This is a genomic window from Mycobacterium appelbergii, from assembly GCF_032883035.1.
Taxonomy (GTDB): Bacteria; Actinomycetota; Actinomycetes; order Mycobacteriales; family Mycobacteriaceae; genus Mycobacterium; species Mycobacterium appelbergii.
The window spans coordinates 73,366-91,472 of record NZ_JAMQTH010000012.1 but is presented as its reverse complement, the minus strand read 5'-3'; the positions used below and the strand labels follow the sequence as shown (position 1 = coordinate 91,472).

General features: G+C 66.8%; 19 protein-coding genes. 10 read left to right on the top strand and 9 right to left on the bottom strand.

The features are described 5' to 3' along the window. Positions 1 to 55 precede the first annotated feature (55 nt). Positions 56 to 1,714, top strand: coding sequence for a (2,3-dihydroxybenzoyl)adenylate synthase (locus tag M1247_RS25585; protein WP_410506945.1), 1,659 nt, complete (start codon positions 56 to 58; stop codon positions 1,712 to 1,714). Between the two features lie 79 nt (positions 1,715 to 1,793). Here the strand turns inward: M1247_RS25585 and M1247_RS25580 are convergent, their stop codons facing one another. Together M1247_RS25580 and hemW are read right to left on the bottom strand one after the other, a co-directional pair. Continuing rightward, the gene (locus tag M1247_RS25580) at positions 1,794 to 3,146 is read right to left on the bottom strand and encodes a salicylate synthase (RefSeq protein WP_317159211.1); all 1,353 of its coding nucleotides are present in this window, start codon (positions 3,144 to 3,146) and stop codon (positions 1,794 to 1,796) included. Between the two features lie 69 nt (positions 3,147 to 3,215). Further along, the gene (gene hemW, locus M1247_RS25575; RefSeq protein ID WP_317159210.1) at positions 3,216 to 4,388 is read right to left on the bottom strand and encodes a radical SAM family heme chaperone HemW; all 1,173 of its coding nucleotides are present in this window, start codon (positions 4,386 to 4,388) and stop codon (positions 3,216 to 3,218) included. A 95-nt stretch (positions 4,389 to 4,483) separates the two neighbouring features. On the opposite strand from hemW, the gene M1247_RS36460 reads away from it, so the two are divergent. The 6 genes from M1247_RS36460 to M1247_RS25550 all read left to right on the top strand — a co-directional run bounded on the left by M1247_RS36460 (position 4,484) and on the right by M1247_RS25550 (position 9,722). Next, positions 4,484 to 4,588, top strand: a complete 105-nt coding sequence (locus M1247_RS36460; RefSeq protein WP_410506941.1) for an Ms4527A family Cys-rich leader peptide — start codon at positions 4,484 to 4,486, stop codon at positions 4,586 to 4,588. Between the two features lie 116 nt (positions 4,589 to 4,704). Continuing rightward, positions 4,705 to 6,393 (top strand): nitrite/sulfite reductase, encoded by a 1,689-nt coding sequence (locus M1247_RS25570; protein WP_317159209.1) that lies wholly within the window; start codon positions 4,705 to 4,707, stop codon positions 6,391 to 6,393. A gap of 19 nt (positions 6,394 to 6,412) precedes the next feature. After that, entirely contained in the window at positions 6,413 to 7,126 is a 714-nt protein-coding gene (locus M1247_RS25565; RefSeq protein WP_410506944.1) for a phosphoadenylyl-sulfate reductase, read from the top strand. Between the two features lie 7 nt (positions 7,127 to 7,133). Then, positions 7,134 to 7,847: a sirohydrochlorin chelatase gene (locus tag M1247_RS25560; protein WP_317159207.1), complete on the top strand. Its 714-nt coding sequence runs from the start codon at positions 7,134 to 7,136 to the stop codon at positions 7,845 to 7,847. Positions 7,848 to 8,013: 166 nt separating this feature from the next. Continuing rightward, entirely contained in the window at positions 8,014 to 9,393 is a 1,380-nt protein-coding gene (locus tag M1247_RS25555; protein ID WP_317159206.1) for an MBL fold metallo-hydrolase, read from the top strand. 68 nt (positions 9,394 to 9,461) lie between these two features. Beyond that, positions 9,462 to 9,722, top strand: coding sequence for a metal-sensitive transcriptional regulator (locus tag M1247_RS25550; protein ID WP_317159363.1), 261 nt, complete (start codon positions 9,462 to 9,464; stop codon positions 9,720 to 9,722). A gap of 18 nt (positions 9,723 to 9,740) precedes the next feature. Here the strand turns inward: M1247_RS25550 and M1247_RS25545 are convergent, their stop codons facing one another. The 6 genes from M1247_RS25545 to M1247_RS25525 all read right to left on the bottom strand — a co-directional run bounded on the left by M1247_RS25545 (position 9,741) and on the right by M1247_RS25525 (position 14,098). After that, positions 9,741 to 10,790 (bottom strand): sulfate/molybdate ABC transporter ATP-binding protein, encoded by a 1,050-nt coding sequence (locus M1247_RS25545; RefSeq protein ID WP_317159205.1) that lies wholly within the window; start codon positions 10,788 to 10,790, stop codon positions 9,741 to 9,743. A gap of 22 nt (positions 10,791 to 10,812) precedes the next feature. Continuing rightward, positions 10,813 to 11,634, bottom strand: coding sequence for a sulfate ABC transporter permease subunit CysW (gene cysW / locus M1247_RS25540; protein ID WP_317159204.1), 822 nt, complete (start codon positions 11,632 to 11,634; stop codon positions 10,813 to 10,815). Continuing rightward, the gene (gene cysT, locus M1247_RS25535; RefSeq protein WP_317159203.1) at positions 11,631 to 12,485 is read right to left on the bottom strand and encodes a sulfate ABC transporter permease subunit CysT; all 855 of its coding nucleotides are present in this window, start codon (positions 12,483 to 12,485) and stop codon (positions 11,631 to 11,633) included. The genes cysW and cysT overlap by 4 nt, the downstream gene beginning before the upstream one ends. Beyond that, complete coding sequence (locus M1247_RS25530; RefSeq protein WP_317159202.1) at positions 12,482 to 13,528, bottom strand: sulfate ABC transporter substrate-binding protein; 1,047 nt, start codon at positions 13,526 to 13,528, stop codon at positions 12,482 to 12,484. The genes cysT and M1247_RS25530 overlap by 4 nt, the downstream gene beginning before the upstream one ends. A 117-nt stretch (positions 13,529 to 13,645) precedes the next feature. Next, positions 13,646 to 13,738: an Ms4533A family Cys-rich leader peptide gene (locus tag M1247_RS36455; protein ID WP_410506940.1), complete on the bottom strand. Its 93-nt coding sequence runs from the start codon at positions 13,736 to 13,738 to the stop codon at positions 13,646 to 13,648. Between the two features lie 132 nt (positions 13,739 to 13,870). Further along, on the bottom strand, positions 13,871 to 14,098 hold the full coding sequence (locus M1247_RS25525) for a hypothetical protein (RefSeq protein WP_317159201.1): 228 nt from the start codon (positions 14,096 to 14,098) through the stop codon (positions 13,871 to 13,873). A gap of 106 nt (positions 14,099 to 14,204) precedes the next feature. Here M1247_RS25525 and M1247_RS25520 point away from each other — a divergent pair, with 106 nt between their 5' ends. Further along, complete coding sequence (locus M1247_RS25520; RefSeq protein WP_410506939.1) at positions 14,205 to 16,217, top strand: glycoside hydrolase family 15 protein; 2,013 nt, start codon at positions 14,205 to 14,207, stop codon at positions 16,215 to 16,217. 21 nt (positions 16,218 to 16,238) lie between these two features. Here M1247_RS25520 and M1247_RS25515 read toward each other — a convergent pair whose 3' ends face one another. Then, the gene (locus tag M1247_RS25515; RefSeq protein ID WP_317159200.1) at positions 16,239 to 16,778 is read right to left on the bottom strand and encodes a class I SAM-dependent methyltransferase; all 540 of its coding nucleotides are present in this window, start codon (positions 16,776 to 16,778) and stop codon (positions 16,239 to 16,241) included. A gap of 66 nt (positions 16,779 to 16,844) precedes the next feature. Here M1247_RS25515 and M1247_RS25510 point away from each other — a divergent pair, with 66 nt between their 5' ends. Both M1247_RS25510 and M1247_RS25505 read left to right on the top strand, forming a co-directional pair. After that, positions 16,845 to 17,759 (top strand): zinc-binding dehydrogenase, encoded by a 915-nt coding sequence (locus M1247_RS25510; protein WP_317159199.1) that lies wholly within the window; start codon positions 16,845 to 16,847, stop codon positions 17,757 to 17,759. A 76-nt stretch (positions 17,760 to 17,835) separates the two neighbouring features. Beyond that, entirely contained in the window at positions 17,836 to 18,105 is a 270-nt protein-coding gene (locus M1247_RS25505; RefSeq protein ID WP_317159198.1) for an ANTAR domain-containing protein, read from the top strand. The last annotated feature ends 2 nt before the right edge of the window (positions 18,106 to 18,107 follow it).

Below are 18,107 nucleotides of genomic sequence, written 5' to 3'. Positions count from 1 at the left end.
GCTACCCTATATTCGGGTGACCGAATACGCCTACCCCGAGGTGCCCGCCGTGACTCTGCCCACTGGACAGTCAACCGAATCCCCAGCTCAATCGACCTTGCAGCAGGGCTTCACCGGTTTTCCCGCCGACCGCGCGGAGGCCTACCGCCACGCCGGCTACTGGACTGATCAGCGACTGGACTCGGTGTTGCGGCAGGCCGCCACCCGGTGGCCCGACCACGTTGCTGTCGTCGACGCCGGAAGCAGGCACACCTTCGCCGAACTGGACACGCTGGCCGACCGTGCATCGGCCGGTCTCGCCGGTCTCGGCATCCGCCCCGGTGACCGGGTGCTGGTTCAGCTGCCCAACTCGTGCGAGTTCGCCATCGCCCTGTTCGCCCTGCTGCGCGCCGGGGCCGTCCCGGTGATGTGCCTGCCCGGGCACCGTCTCGCCGAACTCACCCATTTCGCCGCGGTCAGCGGCGCGGTCGCGTTGGTGATCGCCGATACCGCAGGCGGGTTCGACTATCGGCCGATGGCGCGTGAGCTGGTCGCTGCCCATCCCGCGCTGCGCTACGTGTTGGTCGACGGAGATCCGGAGGAATTCCAGCCGTGGTCGGCGGTGTCACGCGATACGTCGGGGCAGCTCCCGCAGATCGACCCCGATCCGGCTTCCCCGGCGCTGCTGCTCGTGTCCGGTGGCACCACCGGGGCCCCCAAGCTCATCCCCCGCACGCACCAGGACTACCTCTACAACTGCACGGCCAGTGCCGCCCTGTGCGAGCTCACCGGCGACGACGTGTACCTGGTCGCGCTGCCCGCGGCCCACAACTTCCCACTGGCCTGCCCCGGGCTGCTGGGCGCGTTGAGCGTCGGTGCCACCACGGTGTTCACCGTCGATCCCAGCCCGGAGGCGGCGTTCGCCACCATCGACCGCCACGGCGTCACCGTCGTCGCCCTCGTGCCCGCACTGGCCAAGCTGTGGGCGCAGGCCTGCGACTGGGAGCCCCTGGCGCCGAAGTCGCTGCGGTTGCTTCAGGTTGGCGGCGCGAAGTTGGGCGCCGACGACGCCCGGCTGGTGCGGACTGCGCTGACACCGGGCCTGCAGCAGGTGTTCGGCATGGCCGAGGGCCTGCTGAATTACACCAGGATCGGCGATCCGGCCGAGGTGCTCGAATCCACCCAGGGCCGGCCACTGTCGGCCGAGGACGAGGTCCGCATCGTCGACGAGGACGGCACCGACGTCGCACCCGGTGTGGAGGGTGAGTTACTGGTGCGTGGGCCCTACACGATCAACGGGTACTTCAACGCCGCGAGCGCCAATGAGCGCTCCTTCAGCCCGGACGGCTTCTACCGCAGCGGTGACCGGGTACGACGGTTCGCCGATGGCCCACGGGCCGGCTACATCGAGGTCACAGGACGGGTCAAGGACGTGATCGTGCGCGGTGGCGAGAACGTCTCGGCGCTGGACCTGGAGGAGCATCTGCACACCCACCCGTCGGTCTGGTCGGCCGCGGCGGTGCCGCTACCCGATGAGTATCTCGGTGAAAAGATCTGCATTGCAGTAGTTTTCAGTGGCGCACCGGTCGCACTTGCCGATCTGCACAGCCATCTCGAGCAGCGTGGTGTGGCCGCCCATGCGCGGCCCGACGTGTTGGTGCCGATGGCGACGCTGCCCATGACCGCGGTCGGGAAGGTCGACAAAAAGGCGATCCTGGCGCAGCTCACCGTGTGAGCTCTAACGCGAGAGCAACGAAATGGCTGCAATCACCGTTGTCGCAGCAGCCATTTCGTTGCTCTCGGCGTGGGGAACCTCAGCCGCGCGGCACCAGATGGGGCGCGAGCGTGGTGAGCTTCTCGCAGGTCTCCTCGAATTCGCGGTCCGGCGTGGACTCGGCGATGATGCCTGCGCCGGCCCGCAGCCAGGTCTTGTCGCCGGATTCGTAGGCCGCACGCAGTGTCAGGGCCGCGTCCATCCCGCCGTCAGCGGAAAACGTGACCACCGCACCGGAATACAAACCGCGCGGCGACTCGTCGAGACGCAGGATGGCATCGACGCTCTCAGCCTTGGGAATGCCCGAGGCGGTAACGGCGGGGAACAAGGCTTCCAGCGCGTCGATGCGGTCCTTCGACGGATGCAACTGTCCGCCCACCGTGGAGCCGAGGTGCTGGACGCTGCCGCGCTCGCGCACGGTCATGAAGTCCGTCACCACCGCGGTGCCCGATTCGGCCACCTCGTTGATCTCCTGCACTGAGGTGCGGACCGAAATAGCGTGTTCGACGATCTCTTTCGGATTCGACTCGAGATCGATGCGGGCGGCACGGTCGCGGTCGGCCCCACGCCCGAGCGCCCTGGTACCTGCCAGCGGCTCGGTCAGCACCGTGCCGTCGGCACGCACCGCCGCCACCAGCTCCGGGCTGTAGCCGAGCGCCCGGATCCCGCCGAGGTGCAGCAGAAACGACCGGGCGGGAGTGTTGTTGTGTCGGCCAACCCGGTATGACGACGGGAAGTCGACCGGGAACGGCACGTCGAGCCGACGCGACAGGATCACCTTCTGGTAGCGGCCACTGACGATCTCGGCGATCGCGGCGGCGACCCGATCGCGGTAGTCACTGGTGTCGTCGCGAACGTCGACGGCGGTGGCCGGCGCGGCCTGCCCGACGCCATCGGAGAGCACCCCGCGCAGCGTCTCGATCTGCCGGTCATCGGCTCCGATCAGCTGGATATGGGTCTCGGAGATTACGAATCGCGTACGGGGCCAGAGAATGCGGGCCAGCGGGGTGCCCGGCTGCAACCGCTGCTGCAAGCCGAATCGGTAGGTGCCGAACTCGAAGGCCACCCAGCCGAAGAGGCTGTCGGTCTCCAGCAGCAACCGGTCCACGGCTTCGCCGAGCGCGGCGCCGGGTCGGCCGGTCCAGAGCTGGCGCTGCACCACACCGTCCTGGATCACCCGCAGCTCGTCGGAGTCCAGTTCGATGACCCCCTGCACTCCGAGCGCCAGCGTCCACTCGCGGTCGCGCTCGTAGACGACGTAGTCCTCGCCGTCACGTTCGGGAAGCGCCTGGGCCAGCTCGGCTACCAGGTCGACAGGGTTCACGCCGGGCGGCAACAAAAGCACGATCGACTCGGCATCTTGGGACGTAGTCTCGAAACTCACCTTCGGCACGGAAAGTAAATGTAGCCTAACCTAGCTAAACTGGGCGGACTACGCCCCGAGCTGCGGGTGTGATGCGCGTTATGCCAGCAGCGACCGCACCACACCGTCGGCCAACAACCGGCCCCGGTCGGTCAGCACCAGCCGCTCGTCGCGCATCCCGAGCAGCCCGTCATCGACCAGCGCGGGCACCCGGGAGACCTCCGCCGCGCTCAGATCACGGCTCGCCAAACCGCTCCGCAACCGCAGCCGCAGCATCACCTCTTCGGTGTGGCGTGCCGCGGAGTCGAGTTCCTCAAAATCCGCCACCGGCAGGTTCCCGTCCGCCAGCGATTCGGCATAGGCGTTGGGGTGCTTGACATTCCACCATCGCGTAGTGCCGAGGAAGCCGTGGGCCCCCGGGCCCGCACCCCACCATTCACCGCCGTCCCAATAGCCGAGATTGTGCCGGCATTCACCGCCGGGGCGGCTCCAGTTCGACACCTCGTACCAGCCGAATCCTGCCGCCGACAGCTGGGAGTCGAGCAGCTCGTAACGCTGCGCGAGCACATCGTCGTCGGGCCGGTCGATCTCGCCGCGGCGCACCCGCCGGGCCAGGGCCGTGCCGTCCTCGACGATCAGCGAGTACGCCGACACGTGGTCGACGCCGGCACCCACCGCGATGTCGATCGACCGTCGCAGGTCGTCGTCGGTCTCCCCAGGGGTGCCATAGATCAGGTCGATGCTCACGTGCTCGAACCCGGCCGCACCGGCCTCCGCGGCCGCCGCCGGGGCACGGCCGGGAGAATGAGTACGGTCCAGCACCGCCAGCACCTGCGGCGCCGACGACTGCATGCCGAGTGACACCCGGGTGTAGCCGGCCTCGCGCAGGGTCGCGAAAAACGCTGGTGAGGTGGACTCCGGATTGGCCTCGGTGGTCACCTCGGCGTCAGCGGCCAGATCGAAGTGCTCACGGACCGCGTCGAGCACGGCGGACAGGCCCGCACCACCGAGCAGCGACGGCGTGCCGCCGCCGACGAACACCGTCTGCACCGGAACCGCGCCCACGCGTTCGGCCGCCAGGCTCAGTTCGACGCGCAGCGCGGCCAGCCAGCCGTCGGGATTGGCGCCCCCGAGTTCGGCGGGGGTGTACGTGTTGAAGTCGCAGTACCCGCACCGGGTGGCACAGAACGGGACATGAATGTAGATACCGAAGGGACGCCCCGGCACCGGGGCCAGATCGGGCTGGCCTGCGGGCGCGGTGCGGGTGGTCATAAGATTCATTTTGCCTCCACTGTCCAGCGGAGACTTTTACTCACCGCGAGCGCAAATCTGGCCCGGTTAGGGCTGGTGGCGCCAGTCGTGGCAGAATGTCAGGCGTGACCTCCGCCCGCAACAGCACCACCCGCGTAATGCTGGTGGCCCGGCGGCATGTCGATTTCAAGCGTGTTTGTAGCTGTTGCTGTCTGCCTTGACGCCGTAGACCTGCCCACCTGTAATCTCAGCTGGCCGCCGGATCTGCGCCGCCGGACAGCCCCACCGGTGATTAGCGCGGTCCTCACGCCAGCTCCTCCGCGAAGGAGCACCAACAGTGTCCACTCCCGAGGCATCCACCAAGCCCGAGCGGCCGGCCAAGCGTCCCCGCGATGAAGGTCAGTGGGCGCTGGGCAACCGCGCGCCGCTGAACCATCCTGAGACGTTCAAGCAGGAAGACGACGCACTCAACGTCCGCGACCGCATCATCGACGTCTACTCCAAGCAGGGCTTCGACAGCATCGCCAAGGATGATCTGCGCGGCCGTTTCCGCTGGATGGGTCTCTACACCCAACGCACCGAAGGCTACGACGGCACCTGGACCGGCGACGACAACGCCGATCTGCTGGAGGCCGAGTACTTCATGATGCGGGTGCGCACCGACGGCAAAGCCATGTCAGCCCAGGCCGTCCGCACCCTCGGCCAGATCTCCGTCGACTTCGCACGGGACAGTGCCGACATCACCGACCGGGAGAACCTGCAGTACCACTGGCTGCGAATCGAGGACATCCCCGAGATCTGGCGCCGCCTCGACGAGGTCGGCCTGCAGACCATGGAGGCCTGCGGCGACTGCCCGCGCGGCATGCTGGGTTCCCCGCTGGCCGGCGACTCACTGGTCGAGGTGCTCGACCCGACGCCGGCGCTGCGCGCAATCGAGCAGCGCTACATCGGCAACCCGGAGTTCTCCAACCTGCCCCGCAAGTACAAGACGGCGATCTCGGGCCTGCAGGATGTCGCCCACGAGATCAACGACGTGTCGTTCATCGGGGTCAATCACCCCGAACACGGGCCCGGCCTGGACGTGTGGGTGGGTGGTGGCCTGTCCACCAACCCGATGCTGGCCCAGCGGCTCGGTGCCTGGGTACCGCTGGACGAGGTGGCCGAGGTGTGGGAAGGCATCACATCGGTCTTCCGGGATTACGGCTACCGCAGGCTCCGGTCGAAGGCGCGGCTGAAGTTCCTGGTCAAGGACTGGGGCGTGGAAAAGTTCAGGGAAATTCTCGAGCAGGAATACCTGAAGCGCCCCCTGCTGGACGGTCCCGCGCCCGAAAAGGTGCCGCACACCGTCGACCACGTCGGCGTGCAGAAGACCAAGAACGGGCTCAACGCCGTGGGCGCCAGCGCGATCGCCGGTCGGGTGTCGGGCAGCATCCTGACCAAGGTGGCCGATCTGATGGAGGCCGCGGGTTCGGACCGGGCACGGTTCACCGCCTATCAGAAGCTGATCGTGCTCGATGTGCCCGACGACAAGCTGGACGCGTTGCGCGACGGCCTGGCGGCACTGGGGCTGAACACCCGACCGTCGCACTGGCACCGAAACCTGATGGCCTGCACCGGCATCGAATACTGCAAGCTGTCCTTCGCCGACACCAGGGGCCGGGCTCAGGTACTGGTGCCCGAACTCGAGGCCCGGCTGGGTGACCTCAACTCCGAACTTGACGTTCCGGTCACGGTCAACATCAACGGCTGCCCGAACTCGTGCGCACGCATCCAGGTCGCCGATATCGGGTTCAAGGGCCAGATGGTCGACGACGGCAACGGACCCGAGGAAGGATTCCAGGTCCATCTGGGCGGCAGCCTCGGCCTGGACAGCGGTTTCGGACGCAAGTTGCGCCAGCACAAGGTGCTGGCCACCGAGCTCGGCGACTACATCGAACGTGTGGTTCGCAACTTCGTGAAACAACGCGACGCCGATGAGCGTTTCGCCCAGTGGGCCGTGCGGGCCGATGAAGCCGATTTGAGGTGAGCTGGTGACTGATCTGCAGATGGAGTCCGACCTTCGCGAACTGGCGGAGCGTGGAGCTGCCGAACTGGAAGGGGCCGGCGCAGAAGAGTTGTTGCGCTGGACGGATGAGCACTTCGGTGGCGCCGGCGGGCCGGCCAATCGACCTGAGTACGTGGTGGCGTCGAACATGCAGGACGCCGTGCTGGTCGAGATGGCCGCCAAGGTGCGCCCGGGCGTGGACGTGCTGTTCCTCGACACCGGCTACCACTTCGCCGAGACCATCGGCACCCGTGACGCGGTGGAGGCGGTCTACGACGTGCGCGTGGTGAACGTCACTCCGGAGAACAGCGTCGCCAGGCAGGATGAACTGCACGGCAAGAACCTGTTCGCCAGCAAGGCCGCCGAGTGCTGCAGGATGCGCAAGGTTGAGCCGTTGGGCAAGGCACTCAAGGAGTATTCGGCCTGGGTGACCGGTATCCGCCGGGTGGAAGCGCCGACGCGTGCCAATGCACCGCTGATCAGCTGGGACGCCGCCTTCGGTCTGGTGAAGATCAACCCGATCGCCGCGTGGACCGATGAAGAGATGCAGGCCTACATCGACGCGAACGACATCCTGGTGAATCCCCTTGTCTACGAGGGATATCCGTCCATCGGATGCGCGCCGTGCACCAGCAAGCCGATCGAGGGCGCCGACCCGCGCAGCGGTCGGTGGGCCGGCCAGGCCAAGACCGAATGCGGTTTGCACGCCTCGTGAGGTTCCGGTGGCACTGATTCTCACCGCACACGGCAGCGCGGACCCGCGCTCGTCGGCGAATGCGCATGCCATCGCAGGACATCTGCGGCGGCTGCTGCCGGAGACCGAGGTGCGGGTCGCGTTCTGTGAGCAGAACACACCGAATCTGGCTGACGTGCTCGCAGAGGCCCCGGCCGGTTCGGTGGTGACGCCGCTCTTGCTGGCAAGTGCCTACCACGCGCGGACGGACATCCCCGGGCTGATCACCGAATCCGGGGCCGAGGTGTGCCAGGCCGACGTGCTCGGCGAAGACCCCCGCCTACTGCAGGTGATACGGGAACGACTGGCGGCGCAGGGAGTCTCGCGATTCGACGCCGGGCTGGGTGTGGTGCTCACCAGCGTGGGTTCGTCACATCCGGACGCCAATGCCCGTACTGCCGCGCTGGCGGACACTCTGGCCGAGGGGACCCGCTGGGCCGGTGTGCAGGTCGCGTTCGCGACCGGCCAGACCCCCTCGGTTCCCGAGGCCGTCGAACGGTTGCGCGCCAACGGCGCCGAACGACTGGTGATCGCACCGTGGTTCCTGGCACACGGCAGGATCACCGACCGGGTTGCCGAATTCGCCCGGGCCGCAGGCATTCCGATGACCGAGCCACTGGGCCCGCACCGACTGGTCGCAGCCACAGTGCTCGATCGCTACGAAGATGCGATCGCGGCGCGCAGCGCCGGTTTCGCCGCCTGATTTCCCCCGCGAGCAGACAGCTAGGTACCCCCCAGCACGCTTTTTCCGGTACCTAGCTGTCTGCTCGCGCATGGTGACCTACCTTGACGGATATACCCATGGGGGTATATTGGAATCCTGCATATACCCCCTCGGGTATATCTCTGCGCAAGGCAAAGGAGCCGACATGAAGTTCATCCAGTACTACCTGGACTGTCTGTCACACGCGTCGTACCTGGTCGGCGACGAAACGACCGGGCGTGCGGTCGTCGTCGACCCGCAACGCGACGTTTCGGAGTACGTGGCCGATGCCGCGAATCTCGGCCTGCGGATCGAACTGGTCATCGAGACCCACTTTCACGCCGACTTTGTCTCTGGCCACCTCGAACTGGCCGAGGCAACCGGTGCGACGATCGTGTACTCCTCCGTGGCCCAGCCTGAGTTCGATTTCATGGGTGTCGAGGACGGCCAACGCTATTCACTGGGCGAGGTCACCCTCGAATTCCGGCATACCCCCGGCCACACCCCCGAATCGGTGAGCATCGTGGTCTACGAGCACGCCGGCGATGCCGTGCCCTACGGTGTCCTCACCGGGGACACCCTGTTCATCGGCGACGTCGGCAGGCCCGACCTGTTGGCTTCGATCGGATTCACCCGCGACGAGTTGGCCGACAAGCTGTTCCACTCGCTGCACGAGAAGCTGATGACGCTCCCCGATCCAACCCGGGTGTATCCCGCACACGGCGCAGGCTCGGCGTGTGGCAAGAACCTCTCCACCGACTTGTGGTCGACCATGGGTGAGCAGAAGCGAACCAACTACGCATTGCAGGCACCGGACAAACAGTCGTTCGTCGATCTCGTTACCGCCGGGCAACAGCCTGCCCCAAGCTATTTCGTATACGACGCGATCCTGAACCGCAAAGACCGCGCACTGCTCGACGAGGATGTCGCGCCGCCCGCCATGAATTACCGCCAGGCCACCGACGCGGTCGCCGCCGGCGCAGTGCTACTCGACGGCCGCAGTCCCGAAGCGTTCGCGCTGGGACATCTGCGCGATGCGCTCAATATCGGGTTGGGCGGACGGTACGCGGAGTTCGCGGGCTCGGTGGTCAAGCCAGAGACGGACATCGTCCTGGTCACGGACCCGGGTCAGGAGATCGAGGGCAGGAATCGGCTCGCCCGCATCGGATTCGACCGTGTCGTCGGCTATCTCGATGCGCCGGAACAGACGATGTTCGAGCATCGCGATGACGTTCAGGTGGCATCCCGGCTGACCGCCGAGGCCTTCACGCAACGGGCCACCGACATCACCGACCTTCAGATCGTGGACGTGCGTAATCCCGGCGAGACCAGCGGCGGAACGATCCCCGGTGCACTCACCATTCCGGTGGGCCTGCTCCCGGAGCGGGTGGGCGAGCTCGATCCGAACCTGCCGACCGTCGTGTACTGCGCCGGCGGGTACCGCTCCTCGGTGGCGGCCAGCCTGCTGCGCCGGCACGGATTCACCGATGTGAGCGACATCCTGGGCGGCTATGGAGCCTGGGCATCCGCGGGCCAACTCGCCTGACCCGGACCAGATACCCCCATGGGTACAATCTCAAGTGACAACGACTTCGGCTTCGAAAGGCACACATGATGGTTGGTGACCAGGAGGCCATCGCCGCTGTCCTCAACCGGCTGCGCCGGGCACAGGGCCAGCTCGCGGGAGTGATATCGATGATCGAGCAGGGCCGCGACTGCAAGGATGTCGTGACCCAACTTGCCGCGGTCTCGCGCGCGCTCGACCGTGCCGGATTCAAGATCGTGGCAACGGGTCTACGGGAATGTGTCACCGGTGAAGGCGCCGAACCGATGGACGTCGCCGAACTGGAGAAGCTGTTCCTGGCGCTGGCCTGACTACCCCGACGGTCGGCGTCAGGTGACGGTCACCGCGTCGGGCGCGTGAGCCCGCTCATCTTGGCGGGCGCCCGCGATCGGCGGCACCCGCGTGGCCCGCACGTAAACGGTGTCGCCTTCTTTCAGGCCGAGCGCCTCGGCATCACCGCGGGTGATCTGGGCGGTGAACGGTTGCCCGTTGGTGGCACTGATCAGCTCCACCCGCACCTCGAAACCCAACATCACGATGCGCGCGATGGCTGCCCGCAGCACCCCGGTGACCTGCGCGGTGCCGTCGTCGGCGGCGATAGCCATCTCGGGGTTGCGGCCCACCCGGATGTCGTGCGGGCGCACCAGGATTCCGTTGAGTTCCGAGACCGCACCGAGGAAGGACATGACGAACGCGTTGGCCGGTGCGTCGTACACCTCCGTCGGCGAACCGATCTGCTCGATACGGCCCTTGTTGAGCACCGCGATGCGGTCGGCGACGTCGAGCGCCTCGGCCTGATCGTGGGTCACCAGCACCGTGGTGACGTGAACCTCGTCATGCAAACGACGTAACCAGGTCCGCAGGTCGTCGCGCACCTTGGCGTCAAGGGCACCGAACGGCTCATCGAGCAGCAGCACCTGCGGATCGACCGCCAGCGCGCGCGCCAACGCCATGCGCTGGCGTTGGCCGCCGGACAGTTGATTCGGATAACGGGTCTGAAAACCGCTGAGGCCGACCACTTCCAGGAGATTGTCCACCTTCTCGGCAACCTCGGCCTTGGGCCGCTTGCGGATCCGCAGGCCGAACGCGACATTGTCGCGCACGGTCAGGTGCTTGAAGGCCGCGTAGTGCTGGAACACAAATCCGATGCCGCGCCGTTGCGGCGGGACCCCGGTGACGTCGCGGCCATTGATCGTCACGGTCCCGGTGTCGGGCTGGTCCAGTCCGGCGATGGCCCGCAGCAGTGTCGACTTGCCGGAACCACTAGGCCCGAGCAGCGCGGTCAGCGATCCCGACGGCACTTCGAAGTCGATGTTGTCGAGTGCGGCGAACTCGCCGTAATGCTTGTTGGCGCCCCGCACCACGATCGCGTCAGTCATACCTCTAACTCCTTCTCGCGGCCTACTGCTGCGCCCGGCCACGGCGCCGGTCGAGGACCACCTGGACGACCAGGACAACCACTGCGACGACCATCAACAATGTCGAGATGGCGTACGCGCCGTACACCGACTCGGCGGTGCCGCGGTTGTAACGGTCGGCCACCAACAGCGTGAGCGTCTGAGACGCGCCCGGCAAGTTCGACGACACCATGATCACGGCGCCGAACTCGCCGAGGGTCCTGGCGACGGTCAGCACGATCCCGTAGGTCAACCCCCACCGGATCGAGGGCAGGGTGATCCGCCAGAACGTCTGCCACCAGCTGGAACCCAGCGTGGCGGCGGCCTCCTCCTGGTCGGTGCCGATCTCGTGCAGAACGGGTTCGACCTCGCGGATCACAAACGGAATGGTCACGAAGATGCTGGCCAGCACGATGCCGGGAAAGCCGAAGATGATCTTCAGACCCAGGTTGTTCTCCACGAAGCCGAACAGCCCGGCTGATCCCCACAGCAGGATCAACGCAACACCCACCACCACCGGTGAGACCGCGAACGGCAAATCGATGACGGCCTGCAGCGCGCTCTTACCGCGGAACCGGTTGCGTGCCAGCACCAGCGCCGTCGGCACCCCGAACAGCACGTTGAGCGGCACCACGATCGCCACCACCAGCAGCGACAGGTGCAGCGCCGAAATCGCCGCCGGTGTGCTGACCGAGGCGAAGAAAGCGCCGAGACCGGGGGCGAATGTGCGCCACAGGATCAAGCCGACCGGCACGACCACGAGGACGGTGATGTAGGCCAGCGCCACGTACCGGGCGAGGTTGCGCGCCCACGGTGAGAGTGTCACGCCTCCAGCTCCTGACGTTTGGCCACGCGCGATCCCACCGCCCGCAGCACGAAAAGCACCAGGAACGAAATAAGCAGCAGCACAATCGAGATCGCGGCCGCACCGGTTCGGTCATCGTTCTCGATCAGGGTGCGGATCCACTGCGACGACACTTCGGTCTCACCGGGTACCGCGCCGCCGATCAGCACCACCGAACCGAATTCGCCGATCGCCCGCGAGAACGCCAGCCCGCCGCCGGACAGCAGAGCGGGCAGCAGTGCGGGCAGCACCACTCTGGTGAAGATGACCCGGTTGCTGGCCCCCAGCGAGGCCGCCGCTTCCTCGGTTTCCCGGTCGAGTTCGAGCAGCACCGGCTGCACCGACCGCACCACAAACGGCAACGTGACGAACAACAGCGCGATCCCGACACCCCATTTGGTGTGCTGCAGATGCAGTTCGATCGGGCTCGCCGGCCCGTACAGCGCCAGCATCACCAGGCTGGCCACTATTGTCGGTAACGCGAACGGCAGGTCGATCACGGAATCCACCAGGCGCTTACCCGGGAACTCGTCGCGCGTCAGTACCCACGCGACCAGCAGGCCGAACACCGCGTTGATCACGGTGACCCCGGCCGAGATGGTCAACGTGACCCGAAACGAGTCCAGTGCGGCGTTGGATGTCACCGCTGCCCAGAACGCGTCCCATCCCCCGCCCGCGGCCTGCCACACGATGGCGGCCAACGGCAGCAACACGATCACGCTCAACCAGATGGACGCGGCGCCGACACGCAACGAGCTGCCGCCGTAGCGGTTGTGCCCCGCGCCGGGAAACACCGCGGCAGGCGCGGGCGAAGTCTCCGCGGGTGCGGTCATCCAGTCGCCTTCTTGTAGATCTCGGTGACCGAACCGTGGTCTTTGTCGAACAACGCGGGGTCGACATCACTCCAGCCACCCAGGTCGTCGATCGTCCACAGCTTCTCCGGTGTCGGGAAGTCTTTGGCGAAGTCCGCCGCCACCGCCGGATCGACCGGCCGGAATCCCGCTTCGGCCCACAACTTCTGCCCCTCGGGCGTGTAGAGATAGTTCTCCAGTGCCTGCGCCGCCGCGGCGTGCGGGCTCGTGTCGACCACCGCCACCGGATTCTCGATCTTGAAGGTCTGCGGCGGATTGATGTGCTCGACGGGCTTGCCCTGCCGCTCGACGTTGATCGCCTCGTTCTCGTAGCTGATCAGCACGTCACCGGTGCCCTGCAAGAACACGTCGGTGGCTTCCCGTCCAGAACCCGGGCGGGTCTTGACGTGTTCGGTCACCAGCTTGTCGACGAAATCGAGGCCGGCCGCCGAATCCTTGCCGCCGTTGCTCTTCGCCGCGTACGGCGCCAGCAGATTCCACTTGGCCGAGCCTGAACTCAGCGGGCTCGGGGTGACCACTTCGAGGCCGGGCTGCAGCAGATCGTCCCAATCCTTGATGCCCTTCGGATTTCCCTGTCGGACAACCAGCGATACCACCGAACCGAACGGAATGCCCTTGGTGTTACCGGCATTCCAATCCTCGGCCACCTTGCCCGCCTTGACCAGCCGGGTGATGTCGGGTTCGACGGAGAAGTTGACGATATCGGCGGGTTTACCGTCGACGACGGCCCGTGACTGGTCGCCGGAGGCGCCGTAGGACGCGGTCACGCCGACGCCTTTGCCTTCCTCGGTGGCGGCGAACGCCGGAAGGATCTTGCTCCATCCCGGCTCCGGTACCGCGTAGGCCACCAGCGTCAGCTTGGTGTCCGCGCCGCCGGTCGCATCGCCACCACCGACGACGTCACTGGCGCCGCCACCGCAGCCGACGGCCAGCACTCCAGTCGTCGCCAGGAGGGCGGCGTTTCTCCAGAACTTGCCGATGGTGTTGGGCCCAAAGCGTGGCATTGATGACCTTTCCTTAAGACATGCGGACAGTGGTGGTCCGTCAGGCGGGAAGGCGATGGATCAATAATCGGGCACACGAATGGCCGCTACCGACACCAAACCGCGGACGGGTTGGAGTCAGCGACAACAGTCGACGTCAGCAACAGCGCATGAACCCACGGCGAGGAGTGCCAGGATGTGGCTACCCGTGCTGCCGGACGCTGCGTACACAGCGCGAAGAATAACAGAGTCTGGTGTCCTCACCTCCGCAGCGATCGGGTCAGCGGGTCAGCAACCACATCACGATGACAAGCACCACCAACAGCAGCAAGACCAATGTGACACGTGAACGGGGCATACCGGTCATTCTGCGTCCACAAAGGCCGGCACTTCGTCGGGTTGCCCGTCGGCGCCGGCCCCGCGCAGCAGACGGATGCCGTTGATGCCACGCCCCAGCGCGCCGTCGAGCAGCAGCGCGCTGCCGTAGGCCAGCATCAGCACCACGGGCATCACCACCGCGGTCTGGACCACGAACGGCAGCCCGGTCAGCCACAGCTCGACCCCGTCCCACCAGCTCAGGATTCCGCCCACCTGGTCAGCCTAGGCGACGGGGCCGAATTCATCCCCGGTGACCGGTAACGTTCGACACGCTCCCGCCGGGTAGACGCAGGACGCACCGGCAGTTGATGATGTGCGCATGGTTCTGCAACAAACTGAGACCACCGACGGCGCGTCCGGTCAGGCCGAATCGGAGTCGAAGACTCCGCTGACCGTCACAGCGCCGGCGTACACGCCGATCAGCTCGCTGAGAAACCCCTTCCCGCCGATCGCCGACTATGCGTTCCTGTCCGACTGCGAGAACACCTGCCTCATTTCGTCGGCGGGTTCGGTGGAATGGATGTGCGTGCCGCGACCGGACTCGCCCAGCGTGTTCGGGTCGATCCTCGACCGCGGCGCAGGTCACTTCCGGCTGGGGCCGTACGGGGTGAGCGTGCCTGCCGCGCGGCGATACCTGCCGGGCAGCCTGATTCTGGAAACCACCTGGCAAACCCACACGGGTTGGGTGATCGTGCGGGACGCGTTGGTGATGGGCCCCTGGCATGACATCGAAACCCGGTCGCGCACGCACCGGCGCACCCCGATGGACTGGGATGCCGAGCACATCCTGCTGCGCACCGTGAAGTGCGTCAGCGGCACCGTCGAGATGGTGATGAACTGCGAACCGGCGTTCGACTACCACCGGGCCAGCGCGACCTGGGAGTACTCGGGCCCGGCCTACGGCGAGGCCATCGCCCGTGCCAGCAAGAATCCCGACTCGCATCCGACGCTGCGCCTCACCACGAACCTGCGCATCGGCCTGGAGGGCCGCGAAGCGCGGGCCAGGACCCGCCTCAAAGAGGGCGACAACGTCTTCGTCGCGCTCAGTTGGTCCAAGCATCCCGCGCCGCAGACCTTCGACGAGGCGGCCGACAAGATGTGGCAGGCCAGTGAGTCGTGGCGCCAGTGGATCAACGTCGGTGACTTCCCCGATCACCCGTGGCGGTCATACCTGCAGCGCAGCGCCCTGACCCTGAAGGGCCTGACCTACTCCCCGACCGGCGCGCTGCTGGCCGCACCCACCACTTCACTGCCGGAAACCCCGCAGGGCGAACGCAACTGGGACTACCGCTACTCGTGGATCCGGGACTCGACATTCGCACTGTGGGGTCTCTACACGCTCGGGCTGGACCGCGAGGCCGACGATTTCTTCTCGTTCATCGCCGATGTGTCGGGTGCCAACAACGGTGAGCGGCACCCGCTCCAGGTGATGTATGCGGTCGGTGGCGAGCGCAGCCTGGTCGAGGAGGAGTTGCTGCACCTGTCGGGTTACGACAACGCCCGCCCGGTGCGCATCGGCAACGGCGCCTACAACCAGCGCCAGCACGATATCTGGGGCACCATGCTGGATTCGGTGTACCTGCATGCCAAGTCGCGCGAGCAGATTCCCGATGCACTGTGGCCGGTGCTCAAGAATCAGGTCGAGGAGGCCATCAAACACTGGAAGGAACCCGACCGCGGAATCTGGGAGGTGCGCGGCGAACCGCAGCACTTCACCTCCAGCAAGATCATGTGCTGGGTGGCGCTGGACCGCGGCTCGAAGCTGGCCGAGCTGCAGGGTGAGAAGAGCTACGCCCAACAGTGGCGGGCGATCGCCGAGGAGATCAGGGCCGACATTCTGGCCCGCGGAGTGGACTCGCGCGGTGTGCTGACCCAGCGCTACGGCGACGACGCGCTCGATGCGTCACTGCTGCTGGCCGTGCTGACCCGGTTCCTGCCTGCCAATGACCCGCGCGTGCGGGCCACCGTGCTGGCCATCGCCGATGAGCTCACCGAGGACGGTCTCGTACTGCGCTACCGCGTCCAGGAGACCGACGACGGGCTGGCCGGCGAAGAGGGCACCTTCACGATCTGTTCGTTCTGGCTGGTTTCTGCGCTGGTCGAGATCGGCGAGGTGAGCCGCGCCAAGCGGCTGTGCGAGCGGTTGTTGTCGTTCGCCAGCCCACTGCACCTCTACGCCGAGGAAATCGAACCGCGCACCGGGCGCCACCTGGGCAACTTCCCGCAGGCGTTCACCCACCTGGCGCTGATCAACGCCGTGGTGCACGTCATCCGCGCCGAAGAGGAGGCCGACAGCACCGGCATCTTCCAGCCCGCCAACGCCCCGATGTAGCGCGGGGTCGGCTCGGGGCGGCTACTTTCGTGCCAGCAGCCAGGCCTCGCCGGCGCCTTCGTCGGCCGCGATCACCGTGAGTCCGGCGAAGGCGGTGGCCAGCTCACCGGGCGCGGCGCGGAACCGTCCCACCGGGCCGCCGACCTCACTGAGGACACAGATCGCCAGGACACCGCCCGGGGCGAGGCGCTCGACGAGTGCGCCGTCCAGCCTCCGGTCACGGAATCGATTGCACAGGACGACGTCGGCCGACGGTCCCGGCGGCAGGCCCTCGTCGAGTTCGACCACGTCGAAACGGCAGCGATCGGCGACCGCCTCGCGGGCGGCCAGCGCCGCAGCCTGTTCGACGGCCACGGGCGACACGTCGACACCCCAGACCTGCAGGCCACGTTTGGCCAGCCACACCGAAGCCTGACCCTGCCCGCAGGCCACGTCGAGCGCTGTTCCCGCCACCGGGAAGGCGCCCGCATGCGGCGCAAAACTGCGTGGCGGCCCATCGCCCGCGGCCGGCGGGCGCGCCCGATACGTCGCATCCCAGTCGATCCGATCCTGCAGGCTCACCACCGCACCTTACGAAAATTGTGAGCGCCGGGAATAGGCCCGAGGGCCGCGGAGGTTTGCCAGGGCATGCGTGCCATCGTCTACGACCCGCAAGCCCGTGCCAATGTGCGATTCGACGAGGTGGCCGAACCGCCCGTGGCCGAGTCGCAAGCGTTGATCGACGTGCATGCCATCGCTCTCAATTTCGGCGAGCTGCACTTCATCGAACACATGCGCCGGCCCGGTGAGGTGCCGGGTTGGGACAGCGCGGGGATCGTCGCGCAGGCCGCGGCCGACGGATCCGGTCCGTGCGCAGGCACCCGGGTGGTCGGCTTCAGCGGTGAGGCCGGCTGGGCCGAACGGCGCGCCGTGTCCACCGAGAATCTGGTGGAACTGCCCGAGTTCGTCGAATTCGATGAAGCCGCGGCCCTTCCTGTCGCGGGGGTCACCGCCCTGCAGGCGCTGCGGGCCCTCGGTCCCGTCGTCGGGCGTCGGGTGTTGGTCACCGGCGCATCCGGTGGGGTCGGACGTTTCGCCGTTCAGCTTGCGGCCCGGGCCGGTGCGCACGTGCTCGCCGCAGTCGGCAGTCCCGCCCGGGGCGAGGGCCTGGCAGAGTTGGGTGCCGCGGAAGTCCTCGTCGGGCTCGACGACGTGACCGACCCGGTGTTCGGCGTGCTCGACAACGTCGGCGGAAAACTATTGGCACAGGCCTTCAGCCTGGTCGATGACGGTGGATCGGTGCAGTCGATCGGCATGGCCTCCAATGAACCCACCACGATCAATTTCGAACAGGAACGTCGGCTCGGCAGGCGAAAGCGCCTGGAACCGTTCACCGTTCGGGCACCCTTTCACGACGACCTGCGCTACCTGCTGGGTCTACTCGCCGATGGCGAACTCGACCCGCAGATCGGATTGCGCGACTCGTGGGAGAACATCTCCGCCGCCGCCGAGGCCCTGCTGAACCGCAAGGTCGCGGGCAAGGCGGTGCTGCGCGTCGGCTGACCGCCACACCAAGCCAAGTCTCAGCTTCACGGTGTATCCAGGGCTCATCACACCCTTTCACCCCCAAGGAGAATCGATGAGCCACCACACCGGGCCCGACACCTCACGCCGCGTCATCGACGTCGCAATCGGCATCCTCGTCGGGTTGCAGGGCTGCTCGGAAGGCGAGGCGTTCGAGGAACTGGTCGACGTGGTCAAACAGACCGGAGTCGGCATCGGCACCACCGCCTCGGCTCTGGTCGCGCTGGCCGCAGGCCGTCCTTCACCGCAGCACACCGAAACCTGTGTCGCCTGGGGCGAACTGTTGCGGCGGCCACGGCCGGTTGCCTCGGCCACCGCGTGCTGACG

What these genes read in the sequence shown, in the direction of transcription:
- M1247_RS36460 (WP_410506941.1), top strand. Translation starts at nt 4,484, where the DNA reads ATGTCAGGCGTGACCTCCGCCCGCAACAGCACCACCCGCGTAATGCTG.
- hemW (WP_317159210.1), bottom strand. Translation starts at nt 4,388, where the DNA reads ATGACCACCCGCACCGCGCCCGCAGGCCAGCCCGATCTGGCCCCGGTG.
- M1247_RS25565 (WP_410506944.1), top strand. Translation starts at nt 6,413, where the DNA reads ATGGAGTCCGACCTTCGCGAACTGGCGGAGCGTGGAGCTGCCGAACTG.
- cysT (WP_317159203.1), bottom strand. Translation starts at nt 12,485, where the DNA reads ATGACCGCACCCGCGGAGACTTCGCCCGCGCCTGCCGCGGTGTTTCCC.
- M1247_RS25555 (WP_317159206.1), top strand. Translation starts at nt 8,014, where the DNA reads ATGAAGTTCATCCAGTACTACCTGGACTGTCTGTCACACGCGTCGTAC.
- M1247_RS25545 (WP_317159205.1), bottom strand. Translation starts at nt 10,790, where the DNA reads ATGACTGACGCGATCGTGGTGCGGGGCGCCAACAAGCATTACGGCGAG.
- M1247_RS25530 (WP_317159202.1), bottom strand. Translation starts at nt 13,528, where the DNA reads ATGCCACGCTTTGGGCCCAACACCATCGGCAAGTTCTGGAGAAACGCC.
- M1247_RS25550 (WP_317159363.1), top strand. Translation starts at nt 9,462, where the DNA reads ATGGTTGGTGACCAGGAGGCCATCGCCGCTGTCCTCAACCGGCTGCGC.
- M1247_RS25505 (WP_317159198.1), top strand. Translation starts at nt 17,836, where the DNA reads ATGAGCCACCACACCGGGCCCGACACCTCACGCCGCGTCATCGACGTC.
- M1247_RS25520 (WP_410506939.1), top strand. Translation starts at nt 14,205, where the DNA reads ATGGTTCTGCAACAAACTGAGACCACCGACGGCGCGTCCGGTCAGGCC.
- M1247_RS25510 (WP_317159199.1), top strand. Translation starts at nt 16,845, where the DNA reads ATGCGTGCCATCGTCTACGACCCGCAAGCCCGTGCCAATGTGCGATTC.